This window comes from Microvirga flocculans ATCC BAA-817, assembly GCF_000518665.1.
Classification (GTDB): Bacteria; Pseudomonadota; Alphaproteobacteria; order Rhizobiales; family Beijerinckiaceae; genus Microvirga; species Microvirga flocculans.
In genome coordinates, this window is record NZ_JAEA01000003.1 from 183813 (window position 1) to 198423 (window position 14611).

15 protein-coding genes are annotated in these 14611 nt (G+C 63.5%); 10 read left to right on the forward strand and 5 right to left on the reverse strand.

What is annotated here, in order from left to right:
• Window positions 1-53: 53 nt before the first annotated feature.
• Both L879_RS0105955 and L879_RS23560 read left to right on the forward strand, forming a co-directional pair.
• Window positions 54-491, forward strand: coding sequence for a YqaA family protein (locus tag L879_RS0105955; protein WP_027315301.1), 438 nt, complete (start codon window positions 54-56; stop codon window positions 489-491).
• 212 nt (window positions 492-703) lie between these two features.
• A complete protein-coding gene (locus L879_RS23560; RefSeq protein WP_154664102.1) occupies window positions 704-2497 on the forward strand; it encodes a hypothetical protein in 1794 nt (597 codons plus the stop codon).
• 147 nt (window positions 2498-2644) lie between these two features.
• On the opposite strand, the gene L879_RS0105960 is transcribed toward L879_RS23560, so the two are convergent.
• The gene (locus tag L879_RS0105960; protein WP_027315302.1) at window positions 2645-2884 is read right to left on the reverse strand and encodes a hypothetical protein; all 240 of its coding nucleotides are present in this window, start codon (window positions 2882-2884) and stop codon (window positions 2645-2647) included.
• A gap of 47 nt (window positions 2885-2931) precedes the next feature.
• A complete protein-coding gene (locus L879_RS0105965; RefSeq protein ID WP_027315303.1) occupies window positions 2932-3534 on the reverse strand; it encodes a cation efflux transmembrane domain-containing protein in 603 nt (200 codons plus the stop codon).
• A 164-nt stretch (window positions 3535-3698) separates the two neighbouring features.
• Between L879_RS0105965 and ilvD the strand changes: the two genes are divergently transcribed.
• The 4 genes from ilvD (at window position 3699) to L879_RS20650 (ending at window position 7979) form a co-directional block, all read left to right on the forward strand.
• Complete coding sequence (ilvD, locus tag L879_RS0105970) at window positions 3699-5528, forward strand: dihydroxy-acid dehydratase (protein ID WP_027315304.1); 1830 nt, start codon at window positions 3699-3701, stop codon at window positions 5526-5528.
• A gap of 175 nt (window positions 5529-5703) precedes the next feature.
• Entirely contained in the window at window positions 5704-6003 is a 300-nt protein-coding gene (locus L879_RS0105975; protein ID WP_027315305.1) for a hypothetical protein, read from the forward strand.
• Window positions 6004-6142: 139 nt separating this feature from the next.
• On the forward strand, window positions 6143-6460 hold the full coding sequence (gene sugE / locus L879_RS0105980; RefSeq protein WP_027315306.1) for a quaternary ammonium compound efflux SMR transporter SugE: 318 nt from the start codon (window positions 6143-6145) through the stop codon (window positions 6458-6460).
• A gap of 19 nt (window positions 6461-6479) precedes the next feature.
• A complete protein-coding gene (locus L879_RS20650) occupies window positions 6480-7979 on the forward strand; it encodes a sensor domain-containing diguanylate cyclase (protein ID WP_154664103.1) in 1500 nt (499 codons plus the stop codon).
• Window positions 7980-8137: 158 nt separating this feature from the next.
• On the opposite strand, the gene L879_RS0105990 is transcribed toward L879_RS20650, so the two are convergent.
• The 3 genes from L879_RS0105990 to L879_RS0106000 form a co-directional block, all read right to left on the reverse strand.
• Window positions 8138-9508, reverse strand: a complete 1371-nt coding sequence (locus L879_RS0105990; RefSeq protein WP_027315307.1) for a glutamate--cysteine ligase — start codon at window positions 9506-9508, stop codon at window positions 8138-8140.
• Window positions 9509-9629: 121 nt separating this feature from the next.
• Complete coding sequence (locus L879_RS0105995) at window positions 9630-10772, reverse strand: carboxylate-amine ligase (RefSeq protein WP_027315308.1); 1143 nt, start codon at window positions 10770-10772, stop codon at window positions 9630-9632.
• A gap of 148 nt (window positions 10773-10920) precedes the next feature.
• Complete coding sequence (locus tag L879_RS0106000; RefSeq protein WP_027315309.1) at window positions 10921-11667, reverse strand: 16S rRNA (uracil(1498)-N(3))-methyltransferase; 747 nt, start codon at window positions 11665-11667, stop codon at window positions 10921-10923.
• A gap of 312 nt (window positions 11668-11979) precedes the next feature.
• Here L879_RS0106000 and L879_RS0106005 point away from each other — a divergent pair, with 312 nt between their 5' ends.
• From L879_RS0106005 to L879_RS0106020, 4 genes are all read left to right on the forward strand, one after another.
• The gene (locus tag L879_RS0106005) at window positions 11980-12456 is read left to right on the forward strand and encodes a hypothetical protein (RefSeq protein ID WP_051435096.1); all 477 of its coding nucleotides are present in this window, start codon (window positions 11980-11982) and stop codon (window positions 12454-12456) included.
• Between the two features lie 15 nt (window positions 12457-12471).
• A complete protein-coding gene (gene ubiA, locus L879_RS0106010; protein WP_027315311.1) occupies window positions 12472-13401 on the forward strand; it encodes a 4-hydroxybenzoate octaprenyltransferase in 930 nt (309 codons plus the stop codon).
• A gap of 115 nt (window positions 13402-13516) precedes the next feature.
• Window positions 13517-14320 carry an inositol monophosphatase family protein gene (locus L879_RS0106015; RefSeq protein ID WP_027315312.1) on the forward strand — a complete coding sequence of 268 codons (804 nt, stop codon included), beginning with the start codon at window positions 13517-13519 and terminating at the stop codon, window positions 14318-14320.
• Between the two features lie 56 nt (window positions 14321-14376).
• Window positions 14377-14610, forward strand: coding sequence for a DUF4170 domain-containing protein (locus L879_RS0106020; protein ID WP_027315313.1), 234 nt, complete (start codon window positions 14377-14379; stop codon window positions 14608-14610).
• Window position 14611 lies beyond the last annotated feature (1 nt).

The window sequence follows — 14611 nt, forward strand, 5'->3', positions numbered from 1 at the left end:
GTGGTAGGGCTTCAGGCTCCAGCCCTGCCACGGCCCTTCCCGCCCGTTCCTTCATGACGCCTCTTGCCGAATACGGCGCCCTGTTCGGGGCCGCCTTCCTGTCCGCCACGATCTTTCCGTTCCAGTCGGAGGCGGTGCTTTTCGCGATGCTTGTGGCGGAGCGCCATCCCTGGTGGGCGCTCATCCTGACGGCGAGCGTGGGCAACGTTCTCGGCTCGGTTGTGAACTGGCTCCTGGGCCGTTTCCTGACCCGCTTCGAGAACCGGCCCTGGTTTCCGGTAAAGCGGGAGCGCATGGAAAAGGCCGAGGCCTGGTATCACCGCTACGGGCGCTGGACGCTGCTTTTGAGCTGGCTGCCGGTCGTCGGCGATCCGCTCACCATCGTCGCGGGGGTGCTGCGGGAACCCTTGCGGGTGTTCGTGCCCCTGGTGACGCTGGCCAAGACGGGGCGCTATCTCGCCGTAGGAGCCCTAAGCCTGGGATGGATCTAAGGAGTTCCTACAGGCCAAGTCGGAGAGATGCTGAAATGTCTTAGCGTTTAATAAACAGAGAACGGTGCTGAGAGTGAATCGTCGATGCCTCGAACGTACTTAGCCCAGATCTGAAGCATCATATCCCCGCAATTAACATGTAATAATAGACCAAATTCTTGACTTTTCATCAGACATATGTTCTTGTTTTGTTCTAGTTAATGGAGCTGAATATGGTCGGGAATTCTGGTGCTACAGAAGCCGTTTTTGAGAATGCAGATAATGTTGAGGCGGAGGCAGTATTCTCCGCTCGGGTTAATGCAATTGCTACATACATTTCTGCCTCGGTTCAGGTCGTACGACTGCTTGGCTACGCAACCGCTGGAGATGGAGGGGCAGCGATTTATACGCGGCTCAATTACGCTCCAACACAAGCTAAGGCATGGCACTTCCAAAGCGCGGATGGAGCGTGGTGGCAATTAGCGGAGCGTAAGATTCACGCACAGATGATGGGAGTCAGGGCTGACGGGGTCCTAATCTATGGCGGATCTATTACGGCGGGTCAGACTGCTCTCAGCGTGACTGGCGCATCCTTTTCCGCGGACGACATCGGCAAGGTAATCGTAATCAATGGGGCCGGCGCTTCCGGCGGGTATCTCACCACAACTATTGCATCTTACATAAGTGCCACGGTTGTGCAGCTCAATGTTGCAGCGTCGACAACAGTGTCGAATACTCGAGTGATCTATGGAACCGATGATACGATCGCGATGCAAAGCACGGTCGACGTTGCTTTCGCCCATGGCGGCGGAGAGGTTGAGCTCCCATCCGGTTTCATCCTCATGCGTAGCATGGTCACCTTCGACTCGAGGGCGTACACGATAGATGTCGCATTAAACCCGACAGTGAATTTGCGAGGCCAGGGTTCTGGTGCGACTCGTTTTCTTTACCTCGCCACGAACGATAATCCGATGTTTTATTACATCGGTACGGTTGCAGGCGGTGGGATCGGTGTAATACGACTCCTGAACTGGTCCGGCTTCTCCATCTATGCAGTCTATTCTGGCGTTGGCTCCGGCATCAAGTTCCAGCTTTCGTCTGGGATGCGCGTCTCGGATGTCCATATCCGGGAGTTCAAGTTCAACTTGCTTATTGAAGATTCTTTCTCCGCGACATTCGAGCGATGCTCGATCTCCTTCGGCAATCGTGGGATCTGGGCTTATCGCTCCAATTTTGCAGGGCCAAACGCTTTGACATTTATTGGGTGCAACATCGGCGGACAGAGCGAGTGGGGCGCTATGTTCGACCAAGGCGCAGCCATTACCTTTACCGGCGGTTCCTTCGAGGGATGTGGCGCCGGCGGATCCGGCTCACGCGGAGGGATATGGATCAACAATCCGAGCCTCGAAGGCGGAAACGCTCTGACATGCGAAAATGTTTACTTTGAGAACAACAGCGGCCTAGCTGATATTATCATACAGTCAGGCGCTAACGGCCGAACCGTTGCTAATCTACGATCCATGCACAACCGGACCTCGAACTCTGGCGCGACAAACTGCATTGTAGCCGATGCATCTTTTGGTGGCTCAATAGTTCTCAACGTGGATGGCACAGCGGTTCGTATTTATGGGGCTTACACTCCAAGTAGTACGCGCCCTGTCATCCGGAAAGTTGGACCAGTGCGGCAGATCGGCACGATTAGCTATTCTAGTCCTTTAGAAGCTCCAGAAGCAGCGAATAGTAGCCCACTTGCGTCATGTGTATTCAATACCACTGGATCAACAGGGCGTAAAACTCCGTTGCGGTCAAATAATATTTCTAGCATTAATAAGCTTTCTAAAGGTAATTTTTCCGTCGAATATCAATTGGGTGGTTCGGGACGCCACCCCTTCCTAAGGCACACCTCAAACCAACCAATTTTTGTGTATCTCACAGCTTATACTGATACATCTATAAATATTGGTGTTGTTGACCGCTTCGGCGATGCGTATGATCCTGATTATCTAGGTCTCGAAATAGTTGATTAGGCCGATTTGCAGGCTTGCATAAAGCTTTTAGAAAAAGTTCAACTAATTTTAGACCTCGTCTGCCGGCTGCCCTTTGGCAGCCGGCTTCTATTCGAAGCCAGCATTATCCTGCCACAGAGAGCAGTACTGCTGATCGGCTTTGTGCTCTCAAGGCCCCTGAAGGCTCGACCAGATCTCCTCCAGCTGGCGCGGCCCCAGCACCGCCCCGGAGGCGGCGCGGATGACCGCCTCCATGCCGGCGGGCGCCTCGTTGTTCATGGCCCAGTGAACGGCTTCCCGCAGGGTAGAGAATTCCCTGATGTCGCTGGGATGGCCCTGGCCCGCTTTCGTGCCGATGGGCTCGTATTGCAGATGGGCCGGGGCATCCAGTTCGGCTTTGGTCAGCATGACGCGATCCTGCCTCGTTCATGAGCGTTCAGGCAGGACAACGCACCTCAAGCTTCAGGCGTTGCAGCCCTGTGCTCGTCGCGGGCCGCCTCCCAGACTTCCCGAGCGGCATCCGCGTTCATGGCCGCGATGCCGAGCCCCACGATCAGGTCCGGCCAGACGGAATGCGTCGCAGCGGTCATGAAGCCGGCCGCGACGATGGCCACATTGGCGACGGCGTCGTTGCGGGCGGAGAGAAAGGCGGCCTTGGTCAGGCTGCCCTCATGGTGGCGGTAGCGGGCCAGAATGACGGCGCAGGCGGCGTTCACGATCAGGGCCCCGGCCCCCGCCAGCGACAGCGGCACCGGTTCGGGCGGGACCGAGGTCCAGACCTTGTCCCAGGCCATCCAGAGGGTGGCGAGCCCCGGCAGCAGGAGGATGCCTGCCAGCGCCATGCCGACCCGCGCCCGCATCCGGGCCGTGAAGCCCAGCGCCAGGAGGATGAGGAGGTTGACCGAGGCGTCCTCCAGGAAGTCGATGCTGTCGGCGAAGAGCGACACGGACCCAATGGCGAGCGCCACCGCGAATTCGACCCCGAAATAGCCGAGATTGAGAGCCGCCACGACGGCGACCGCCCGGCGCAGGGGAAGGCTGGAGAGTGTTTGGCTCATTCTTCCGATCTTCTAGTTCAGCCCTGCTGAACGCGGTAGCGGATTTTCCGCGCCGGGCTTGGCAATTCCATTGCGGCAAAGCAGGCGCGACCACAAGGAATGGCAATTTTAGTTGCAAAACGCGCAATTTCAGGTGAACAAGACGACGAAGTTTAGAGGAAACCATGCCAGCTTATCGTTCTCGCACCACCACCCACGGCCGCAACATGGCGGGCGCCCGCGGCCTCTGGCGCGCCACGGGCATGAAGGATTCCGATTTCGGTAAACCCATCATCGCCGTCGTGAATTCCTTCACCCAGTTCGTGCCGGGCCACGTCCACCTGAAGGACCTGGGCCAGCTCGTAGCGCGCGAGATCGAGAAGGCCGGCGGCGTCGCCAAGGAATTCAACACCATCGCAGTGGACGACGGCATCGCCATGGGCCATGACGGCATGCTCTACTCCCTGCCCTCGCGGGAGCTGATCGCCGATTCCGTCGAGTACATGGTCAACGCCCATTGCGCCGACGCGATGGTGTGCATTTCCAACTGCGACAAGATCACCCCCGGCATGCTGATGGCGTCGCTGCGCCTCAACATCCCGACGGTCTTCGTCTCCGGCGGACCGATGGAAGCGGGCAAGGCCGTGCTCAATGGCGTGACCAAGAAGCTCGACCTCGTGGACGCCATGGTGGCCGCCGCCGACGACAAGGTGGCCGACGAGGACATCAAGGTCATCGAGCGCTCCGCCTGCCCCACCTGCGGCTCGTGCTCGGGCATGTTCACGGCCAATTCCATGAACTGCCTCACCGAGGCGCTGGGCCTGTCTCTCCCCGGCAACGGCTCGACGCTGGCCACCCACGCCGACCGCCGCCGCCTCTTCGTGGAAGCCGGCCACCTGATCGTGGACCTCGCCCGCCGCTATTACGAGCAGGACGACGCGAGCGTGCTGCCCCGCTCGATCGCGAGCTTCAAGGCCTTCGAGAACGCCATGACCCTCGATATCGCCATGGGCGGGTCGAGCAACACGGTGCTGCACCTTTTGGCCGCCGCCCATGAGGCGGAAGTCGATTTCACCATGGCTGACATCGACCGCCTCTCGCGCCGCGTGCCGGTTTTGTGCAAGGTCGCGCCTGCCGTCGCCAACGTGCACATGGAAGACGTGCACCGCGCCGGCGGCATCATGGGCATCCTCGGCGAGCTCGACCGGGCGGGCCTCCTCGACACCTCCGTGCCGACGGTCCATTCGGAAAGCATGAAGGCAGCTCTCGACCGATGGGACGTGCGCCGCACCAACAGCCCTGCAGTGCACGAGTTCTTCAGCGCCGCCCCCGGCGGCGTGCCGACCCAGACCGCCTTCAGTCAGGAAAGCCGCTACGACAGCGTGGACATGGACCGCACGAACGGCGTGATCCGCGACAAGGAGCATGCCTTCTCCAAGGATGGCGGCCTCGCCGTTCTCTCCGGCAACATCGCACTCGACGGCTGCATCGTGAAGACGGCAGGCGTGGACGAGAGCATCCTCGTGTTCTCGGGCCCCGCCATCGTTTTCGAGAGCCAGGACGATGCCGTGAGCGGCATCCTCAACGGCAAGGTGAAGGCGGGCGACGTGGTGGTGATCCGCTATGAGGGACCGCGCGGCGGCCCCGGCATGCAGGAGATGCTCTACCCCACGAGCTACCTGAAATCGAAGGGCCTCGGCAAGGCCTGCGCGCTGATCACGGATGGCCGCTTCTCCGGCGGCACCTCCGGCCTCTCCATCGGCCACGTCTCGCCGGAAGCGGCGGAGGGCGGCACCATCGGCCTCGTGCGCGATGGCGACCGGATCGAGATCGACATCCCGAACCGCCGCATCCATCTCGCCTTGGACGAGGCCGAGCTGCAACGCCGCCGCGCCGAGCAGGAAGCGAAGGGCTGGCAGCCTGCCCAGCCGCGCAAGCGCAAGGTCTCGGCGGCCCTGAAGGCCTACGCCATGCTGGCGACCAGCGCCGCGAAAGGCGCCGTCCGCCAGATCTGATCGCCTCTCGGCGACAGGCCGACGAAAACTCGAAAGCCCCGGCCTCGTCCGGGGCTTTTTTGCGTTCGGGATGGGACAGGCCTGCTGCCAATGGTCTCAAGAGGCGATCCGGCCTTGACGAAACACTATCTCCTGGGATCCTGTCGTCAAAAGGCAAATCAGCCCCAGGATTTCAATGACCCGCTTCGCATGGACCATCGGCTTCCTCCTGCTCGCAGGACCGGGCCTCGCCCAGAACGCACCGGACGGCAAGGCTCTCCAACTCACCGTCCGCCCGTCAGGCTATGAGAGCGAGGCCAGGGCGGCGGCGGAACGGCAGCAGAAGCTGCTCAAGCGCCTGGAGCAGAGCGACTACATGGTCCGCTCGATCTGCGTCAGCTGCGGGGACCAGTGGAAGCACCAGGTCTATGCACCGTTCAATCCCTTCGCTTCCCTCAGCCGCTCAGGACAGCCTTCCGAAGAGACCGGCAACTGAACCGGGAGAAACGGCTCTCGGCCGCACCTCGTCCCTTGAGAAGCTTTTCCGCTCCCTCTATATTTGAGGAGGTCGAGGACGACCTCGACCTTTCATGACAACCGGTGGGGACGGCCCTGCCAATGACGGAGGTCCTGTCATGGCATGGATTTGGCTCGGGCTCGCCGGCCTGCTCGAAATCGGATGGGCGATCGGCCTGAAATACACAGAAGGCTTTACCCGCCCGGTTCCCTCGTTGCTCACGGCCCTGAGCATGATCGCGAGCGTCCTCCTCCTCGGCCTGGCGCTCAAGACCCTGCCGGTCGGAACCGGCTATGCGGTCTGGACCGGCATCGGAACCGTGGGCACGGCGCTGCTCGGCATCTACCTCTTCGGCGAGCCCGCCACGGCGATGCGCCTCGTCTGCATCGGCCTGATCGTCTCCGGCATCCTGGGCCTCAAGCTGGCCTCCGGATAGCCGGGAGGACAGGGTGAAGGTGTCGTCGACCGCATTCGCGCGTATCAGACCACGAGCCTCGGCCCGAGGTCTGAAGGCCTTCGTGCTCGTGATCTGCCTCGTCATCCTCGGCCTCGAGGGATGGCGCGATCTCCATGAGCGCGACCAGGAATTCGTCCGCATCGAAAGCGAGATGAAGAACCTCGCCAAGTCGCTGGCGCAACATGCGGAAGACATCTTCAATCTGGCCGATGCCATTCTCGTGGACGTGGTCGACCGGGCCGAGGATGCCGGCGGAGCGCCTGCTGCGATCAGGGCCATGGACCGCTTCTTCACCGAGCGGATCCAGGCGCTTCAATCGATCAAGTCGCTGACGATCTACGGTCCGGACGGCACCGTGCTGAGCAGCTCGCTGCCCGGTCATCGCAGCAAGGTGAACGCGCAATCGCTGGCCTTCTTCCAGCATCACAAGGCCTCGCCCGGCGACAAGTGGTTCTTCGGCTCCCTGATCCGCGACCCGCTGGGGGGCGAATGGGTGCTCTCCCTGTCCCGCCGCCTCAACAATGCGGACGGAAGCTTCGGCGGCGTCGTTCAGGCCAGCATTCCACCGCGCTATTTCTCGAACTTCTTCGGGCGCTTCGACCTGGGATCGCAGGGAACGGTCGTGCTCTTCGACACGGACGGCATCCTTCTCTCGCGCTATCCCTACGTCGAAGCCGTCATGGGCACGAAGCAGGGCATTTATCCATGGCTGAAAAACGCCATGAGTTCCGGTTTCGGAGAATATGTCTCTCCCGTGGACGGTGTCGCGCGCTTCGCGGCTTTCCAGCGCAACCACATCTATCCCGTCATCGTCTTCGCCGCCGTCGGCCGGAAAGAGTCCCTGCAGAACTGGCGGGACGACGTCATCGTCCGGTCGCTTGCCATCGGCATTGTCGTTCTGATCATCGGCACGCTCGGATGGAGCCTGGCCGGAGAGCTGAGGCGGCGCGAGGCGGCGGAGGCCGAGCTTGCGATTCTGGCCGCAACGGATGGCCTGACGAGCCTCGCGAACCGGCGCAGCTTCGACAGGAAACTCGAAGAGACGTGGCTGCGGGCCTCCCGCGGGAGCGAGCCCGTTTCCCTGCTGCTGGTCGATGTGGATCGGTTCAAAACCTACAACGACATCTACGGCCATCAGGCGGGCGACGCGTGCCTGCAGATCGTCGCGCAGACTCTTGCTGATGCCGCGCACGGACAGCGCAACCTCGTCGCCCGTTACGGCGGCGAGGAACTCGCGGTCCTTCTTCCCGACCTGGACGCCGCCGGCGCCTCGGCCATGGCCGAGGCGATCCGCGCGAAGATCGAGGCGCTGGGCGTGCCGCACGAGGCGAACCTTCCCTCCGGCATCGTCACCGTCAGCATCGGCAGCGCGACACAGGTTCCAGACCCGGACCGCTCGCACGGCGGACCGAGGGATCTGATCGCCCTCGCCGACGCAGCCCTCTACAGAGCCAAGCAGGACGGGCGCAACCGCGTGGCGGCGGCGCAAATCCACTAAAGCATCGGACCCAAAAGTGGACCTGCACTTTTGGGATCCATCCGATGCTTTCTTCTTGAGTGAGAGCATCGTTGAGAGCGGACCCGAAGGGCCGCGTCAGCGAAAACCGGGTCCACTTTTCCGCACGATGCTCTAAGGAAGCGAGCCCGGGTTTCCGATCAGAAAACGCATTCCGTGAAGGCGGGCTTCACCGAGCCGTTCCATGCGCCATGGTACTGCGCCAGCAGGCGCTCGGCCTGCGTGCGCCCCGACTCGACGATCTCCTCCACATAGGCGAGATGGCGCGTTTCGTCATGGCCGGACGCATCGCGACAGGCCCGGCGCTGCAACCCGGCGCGGGCCAGGGCCAGCGCATCGCGGGCGATGTCCTGCACTGTGCGGCCTGCAATGCCCGCCTTCAGCGCGAGCTTCGGAACGTCGGCGCGCAGCCGCTCGCGCTCCTCGGCGCTCCAGCCCTTCACGAGGTCCCAGGCTCCATCGAGCGCGGCCTCGTCGTAGAGAAGGCCGGCCCAGAAGGCGGAGAGCGCCACGATATGCTCCGGCCCGCCAACATCGGCGCCGCGCATTTCGAGATAGCGCTTGAGGCGCACTTCCGGGAACAGGGTGGAAACATGGTTCGCCCAGTCCGAGCGCGTGGCGCGCTCACCGGGCAGCTGCGCGAGCTTGCCCGCGAACAGATCGCGGAAGGATGCGCCCGCGACGTCGTGATAGGTCTCGCCGCGCTTGACGAAATACATCGGCACGTCGAGCGCCCAGTCCACGTAACGCTCGTAGCCGAAGCCGTCCTCAAAGGCGAAGGCCATCATGCCCGTACGATGGGGATCGGTATCGCGCCAGATCTGCGAGCGCATGGAGAGATAGCCGTTGGGCTTGCCGTCGGTGAAGGGCGAGTTGGCGAAGATCGCCGTGGCGATGGGCTGCAGCGCCAGCGACACGCGCAGCTTCTTCACCATGTCGGCTTCCGACGCATAGTCCATGTTCACCTGCACGGTCGACGTGCGGTACATCATGTCGAGGCCGAGCGAGCCGACCTTCGGCATGTAATTCGTCATGATGCGGTAGCGCGCCTTCGGCATCACCGGCGTCTCGGCGCGGGTCCAGAGCGGGCTCATGCCGAGGGTGAGGAATCCGATGCCGAGCGGCTCGCCGACGGCCTTCACGTCGGCGATATGCCGCGCCGTTTCCTGGGCCGTTTCGTGCAGGGTCCTGAGCGGGGCGCCCGACAGTTCGAACTGTCCGCCCGGCTCCAGAGAGATCGCGCCGCCGCCCTCTTCGTCGGCGAGCCCGATGGGGTGATTGCCCTCCATGATCGGCTCCCAGCCGGTGCGCTCCCGCAAGCCTTCCAGGAGCGCACGGATTCCCCTGCCCCCGTCATAGGGAACAGGCGACGCATCCGCCTTGTAGAAGGGTACTTTCTCGTGTTCGGTGCCGAGCCGCCATGTGTCCCGCGGCTTCTCGCCGGAGGCGATCCATTCCACGAGTTCAGACCGCGCACCGATGGGGGTCGTATCCGATACGTCCCGCGCCATGCATCACCTCATCAAAAAAGCGCGTTCAAGGCGCGCCGACTCAGGTCGGGTCTAGATAAGGGGCTTAGCGCCAAGCTGCAATGAGGGGCGGGAGCACAAAACGACGGAGCCTTGTGCACCGTCAATGCCGGACGGGCAGCTCCCCCACCGTCTCCGCGCAGAGCCAGTCGACCACCCCGGCCAGGGCGTCGCGGTTCGACAGGCCGCGGCCGACCGCTTCGGTATAGAGGGTCAGCTGCCGGTCGGCGCTGGTGCCACGGGCCACGATCCAGCGGGCGAGATCGAGCTCGCGCTCGCAGCCCAGCTCCTTCGCGTCCTCGGCCACCAGGTCGATCGTCTCGTCGAGAAGGTCCCGGATCGGCTTGGCCGTGCGGGTCTTCTCGTCGACGAAGCTGCCGTGGATCCCGTAGCGCTGCGCCCGCCAGCCGTTCTCATCGTTGATGGCGCGCGAGGCGCCGGTCTGGCCTGCATTGAGCTTGGGATCGAGGCTCAGGCGCCGGACGAGGCAGCGATAGAGGGCCGCGATCGCGATGGTGTCGTCGACCCGCGTGCAGCTGTCGGCGACGCGCAGCTCCAACGTCGGGTGCTTGAGCGACGGCCGGATCACCCACCACACATAGCTCGAGTTCTCGATGGCGCGGGCCGCGACGAGCGTATCGATGTAGCGCTGGTAATCCCGTTCGTTCTCGAACAGGTCCGGGAAGCCGGTGCGCGGCAGCTCGCGATAGGCGGCCAGCCGGTAGCCGAGCAGGCCCGTGCGCTGCGCCTGCCAGAAGGGCGAGGAGGTCGACAGCGCCAGGAGGAGCGGCAGATAGGGCTGGATCCGGTTCATGATGTCCACGCGCATGGCGGGATCCGGCACCTCCACATGCACATGCATCCCGCACAGAACGGTGCGGCTGCCGAGCATCTGCAGGTCGTGCATTACCTTGCCGTAGCGCGGCTGGGTTTGATTGGCGCGCACCCGCGACCAGACGGCGAGCGGGTGCGTGCCCGAGGCCATGATCGACAGGTTGTAGTCGCGGGCGACGACGCCGACCGAAGAGCGCAGATCGGCGAGCTGAGCCCGGGCTTCGGACAATTCGAGGGATGGCTTGGTGGCGATCTCGAGCTGCGGCTCGAGCATCTCGGGCTGGATATCGCCGGACACCTGGTCCCGGCACGCATCGAAGAATTCCTTGAGTTTCCCCTTAGCGATGTCCCGCTTCCGCGCATCGTTGACGAAGTACTCTTCCTCGATGCCGAACTTGAAATCCCAGCTCATTTCCCTTGCGTCCTCTGTTCTTGTTCAGAAATGACCTTCGCACATGCGGATCGGCCAGCGGAGAACGCCAAACTCCGACGCATTGGGGCCGGAATGGGGCAAATCGCCGCGAAACTGCTAAGCTTTTGATTCGAGATGTGGATCGGCTTCAGCGCCAATCGCCGAGCACGGATTGAACGATGGCCAAAGCGGCCACGGCAGCCGTGTCGGCGCGCAGGATTCGTGGTCCCAACGATACGCGAACACATCTCTCGTGGGCGGCGACAAGCGCTCTCTCCTGATCGGTGAACCCTCCTTCGGGGCCCACGATAACGACCAGCCCGGACCGATTGTTCCCAAGCTTGGCCAAAGCGTCGACCGGATTGGCGACGGGTGCGTCCTCGTCGCAGAAAACGATCTGGCGCTCCTTGTCCAAGCCCTTGAGAAAGCGCTCCAAACTCTCTTCCTCGCGAATGTCGGGGATGCTCAGGATCCCGCATTGCTCGGCCGCCTCGATGGCGTTGCTGCGCATGCGCTCCAGGTTGACCCGGGACGCCTGGGTGCGGCGCGTGAGGACCGGCTGGAGAACGCCCGCTCCCATCTCCACCGCCTTCTGGACCATGTAGTCGAGCCGGGCGTGCTTGAGCGGCGCGAAGGCATAGACGAGATCCGCCGCCGCCCCCTGCTCGCGGGTGCGCTCCGTGCAGACGAGATCGGCGGCCTTGCGGCCCTCCACCGACACCTCGGCCCGCCACTCCCCGTCCCGGCCGTTGAAGACCAGGACGGGATCCCCGGCCCTGAGGCGCAGAACGTTCAGCAGGTAATTGGCCTGCCCCCGGTCGAGGGCGATCCTGGCGCCGGCCTGGAGCGGTGCATCGACGAAAAGGCGGGGAGCGTTGAAATCGTATTCGGCCATGGCAACCTGCTGAGTATCGGACCCGAAGGCGGATTCCGCATCGTTCGGATTGATTCGACGCTTCCCGCTTCTCCGGAATGCATCGCCCGGACGCTGTCCGAAGGTCCATCCCGTGCGCTGAGCGCCCAAGCTCTATCAACTTCCTCAAGCTCCAGGGAGAGGGTAGGCTGGCCCGATCACGTGAAATTCAGGTGCGGTATGGCACTTCCGGGAGCCGCATCGCGCAATCGCCTCTTGGCCTTGCGGCACCGAACCTGTTAACAGAACGCAGGCGCGCGAGACGTCGCGGGCCTTTTTCGAGGGAGTTTTGGCATGACGTGTATCCGTTCGCATCTTCTGGTTGCGTTGGCAGCTGTCGGCATCGTCATGAGCGCTCCCGCCTTCGCACAGTCGAGCGCCTGCCAGGAAGGACAGAAGATCCTCGAGGAACGGCAAGGCCTCATCCAGCAGATCAACAAGCTGACCGACGGCGGCAAGAACAAGCAGATCGACCCGCGCGCCGCCTGCACGATCTTTTCCAAGCTCGTGGTGAACGGCAATGCCGGCCAGAAATGGATGACCGACAACAAGGACTGGTGCCAGATCCCCGATCAGGTGGTCGAGGGCTTCACCAAGGACCACCAGCGCTCCCAGCAGTTCAAGGGCCAGGCCTGCCAGGCCGCGGCCAAGATGGCCGAGATGGAAAAGCGCGCCAAGCAGCAGGCCCAACAGGCGCAGCAGGGCGGCATCGCCGGCAAGATGGGCGGCGGCCTGACCGGCACCATGAGCATCCCGAAGGGCGCCCTCTAAGCCGGATCCCGGACCGTGGAGAATCCCGCCGCGCCGTCCCTGCCGGATGCCGTCAGGGGCCATTGGGCCGAAAGATGGGCCCCGGCGTACCTCAAGCCCTATCTGCGCCTCGCCCGCATCGAGCGGCCCATCGGCTGGTGGCTGCTCCTCCTGCCCTGCTGGTGGTCGGCGGCGCTTGCCGCCATCGCGGCGGGCCAGCCCTGGCCCAACCCAGTCCATTGCCTGCTCTTCCTGATCGGCGCGGTGGCCATGCGCGGAGCGGGCTGCACCTACAACGACATCGTCGACCGGGATCTCGACACCCGGGTCGAGCGCACGCGCCAGCGCCCCCTGCCCTCGGGACAGGTCTCGCTCAAGGGCGCGCTCGTCTTCCTGGCGCTCCAGGGCCTCGCCGGCCTCCTGGTGCTCCTCCAGTTCAACGGCTTCGCCATCGCGACCGGCTTCGCCTCGCTCGGCATCGTCGCGCTCTATCCCTTCATGAAGCGGTTCTTCTGGATGCCGCAGATCGTGCTGGGCCTTGCCTTCGCCTGGGGGGCGCTCATGGGCTGGGCCGCGGCCTTCGGCTCCATGAGCTGGCCTGCGGTGCTTCTCTATCTCGGCAGCATCGCCTGGGTGGTGGGCTACGACACCATCTATGCCCTGCAGGACATCGAGGACGACGAAATCGCCGGGATCAAATCCTCCGCGCGCTTCTTCGGCGAGCGGGTGAAGCTCGGCGTGGGCCTCTGCTATGCCCTGACCGTCCTGTTCATGAGCGCCGCCTTCGCGAAGGCCGGAGCGGGCCCGCTCTCCTATGCGGGGCTTGCCCTCTTCGCCCTCCACCTGGGATGGCAGGTGGCGCGGATCGACCGGGGGGACGGCGCCGGGGCGCTGCGTCTTTTCCGCTCGAACCGGGACGCGGGGCTGATCCTGTTCGCAGCCATGGTTCTCGACTGCCTGGTCTGACGGCCGCAAAGGGCCCCCGGCCTGCCTGAATTTATCGCATCCGCCCTGCCGAAAAGGCAGGGAACGAAGCGGCGGCATATGGTATCTCCTCCGCGTCATCCCCATCTCAGGTCCGATGCTTTCCCCCGCCCCTCACACCCTGTCGTCTCTCGCCCCGGCCGTGCGCGAGGCGGCCCGCCGCGCCGGCGACATGGCCCTGCCCTATTTCCGGGCCGGAGCGCAGACGGCCGCCCGGCTCTGGTACAAGGGCCACAGCTCCCCGGTGACGGAAGCGGACATCGCCCTCGACACCTTCCTGAAAGGCCATCTTTCCGACCTGCTCCCGCAGGCCGGCTGGCTGTCCGAGGAGACGGCGGACGATCCGTCGCGCCTCGCGCAGAGCCTTGTCTGGATCGTGGACCCCATCGACGGCACCCGGGCCTTTGCCTCGGGCCATCCGGACTGGGCGGTGTCGATCGCCCTGGTCCATGAAGGCAAGCCCGTCCTCGGCATCCTTCATGCACCGATCCATGAGCGCCTCTACGAGGCCCGGATCGGGGAAGGAGCCTGGTGCAACGGCGAGAGGCTGCAGCTCTCCGTGACGGAGCTGCCCCCCTCCGCAAGGGTCGCGGGTCCGAAGCCGCTCGTGGACCGCTTCGAGCGTTCCCTGGGGCCGGTGGAGCGCCTGCCCAAGGTGCCCTCCCTGGCTCTCAGGCTGGCAAGGGTGGCCGAAGGCTCCATCGATGTCGGCCTCGTCTCCGCCCATGCCCAGGACTGGGACATCGCCGCCGCCGACCTCATCCTCCGGGAAGCGGGCGCCCGCCTGACGGCGCTCGACGGCTCCATCCCCATCTATAACAAGCCTCAACCTTTGCACGGGGAGATGATTGCCGTTGCGTCACGGTTGCATCCTCGTGCTATTGGAGCCATGAGAGCCTGAAAACGCGGGCATCCACCTATCAATCCCTCAAACCTCGTCAGAAGAGCCTAACGATCATGACCGACACGGCCGGCAAGCAACTCCTGCATCTGGTTTTCGGCGGCGAGCTCACCAGCCTCGAATCCGTCGATTTCAAGGATCTCTCGAAGCTCGACATCGTCGGAATCTTCCCGAACTACGCCTCCGCCCATATGGCCTGGAAGGCCAAGGCCCAGTCGACCGTGGACAACGCGCAGATGCGCTACTTCATCGTTCACCTTCACCGGCTCCTGGAACCCCAGAACGGCTGAT

Coding starts and splice junctions, on each gene's coding strand:
- L879_RS0105955 (WP_027315301.1), top strand. CDS start 54: ATGACGCCTCTTGCCGAATACGGCGCCCTGTTCGGGGCCGCCTTCCTG.
- L879_RS23560 (WP_154664102.1), top strand. CDS start 704: ATGGTCGGGAATTCTGGTGCTACAGAAGCCGTTTTTGAGAATGCAGAT.
- L879_RS0105960 (WP_027315302.1), bottom strand. CDS start 2,884: ATGCTGACCAAAGCCGAACTGGATGCCCCGGCCCATCTGCAATACGAG.
- L879_RS0105965 (WP_027315303.1), bottom strand. CDS start 3,534: ATGAGCCAAACACTCTCCAGCCTTCCCCTGCGCCGGGCGGTCGCCGTC.
- ilvD (WP_027315304.1), top strand. CDS start 3,699: ATGCCAGCTTATCGTTCTCGCACCACCACCCACGGCCGCAACATGGCG.
- L879_RS0105975 (WP_027315305.1), top strand. CDS start 5,704: ATGACCCGCTTCGCATGGACCATCGGCTTCCTCCTGCTCGCAGGACCG.
- sugE (WP_027315306.1), top strand. CDS start 6,143: ATGGCATGGATTTGGCTCGGGCTCGCCGGCCTGCTCGAAATCGGATGG.
- L879_RS0105990 (WP_027315307.1), bottom strand. CDS start 9,508: ATGGCGCGGGACGTATCGGATACGACCCCCATCGGTGCGCGGTCTGAA.
- L879_RS0105995 (WP_027315308.1), bottom strand. CDS start 10,772: ATGAGCTGGGATTTCAAGTTCGGCATCGAGGAAGAGTACTTCGTCAAC.
- L879_RS0106000 (WP_027315309.1), bottom strand. CDS start 11,667: ATGGCCGAATACGATTTCAACGCTCCCCGCCTTTTCGTCGATGCACCG.
- L879_RS0106005 (WP_051435096.1), top strand. CDS start 11,980: ATGACGTGTATCCGTTCGCATCTTCTGGTTGCGTTGGCAGCTGTCGGC.
- L879_RS0106015 (WP_027315312.1), top strand. CDS start 13,517: ATGCTTTCCCCCGCCCCTCACACCCTGTCGTCTCTCGCCCCGGCCGTG.
- L879_RS0106020 (WP_027315313.1), top strand. CDS start 14,377: ATGACCGACACGGCCGGCAAGCAACTCCTGCATCTGGTTTTCGGCGGC.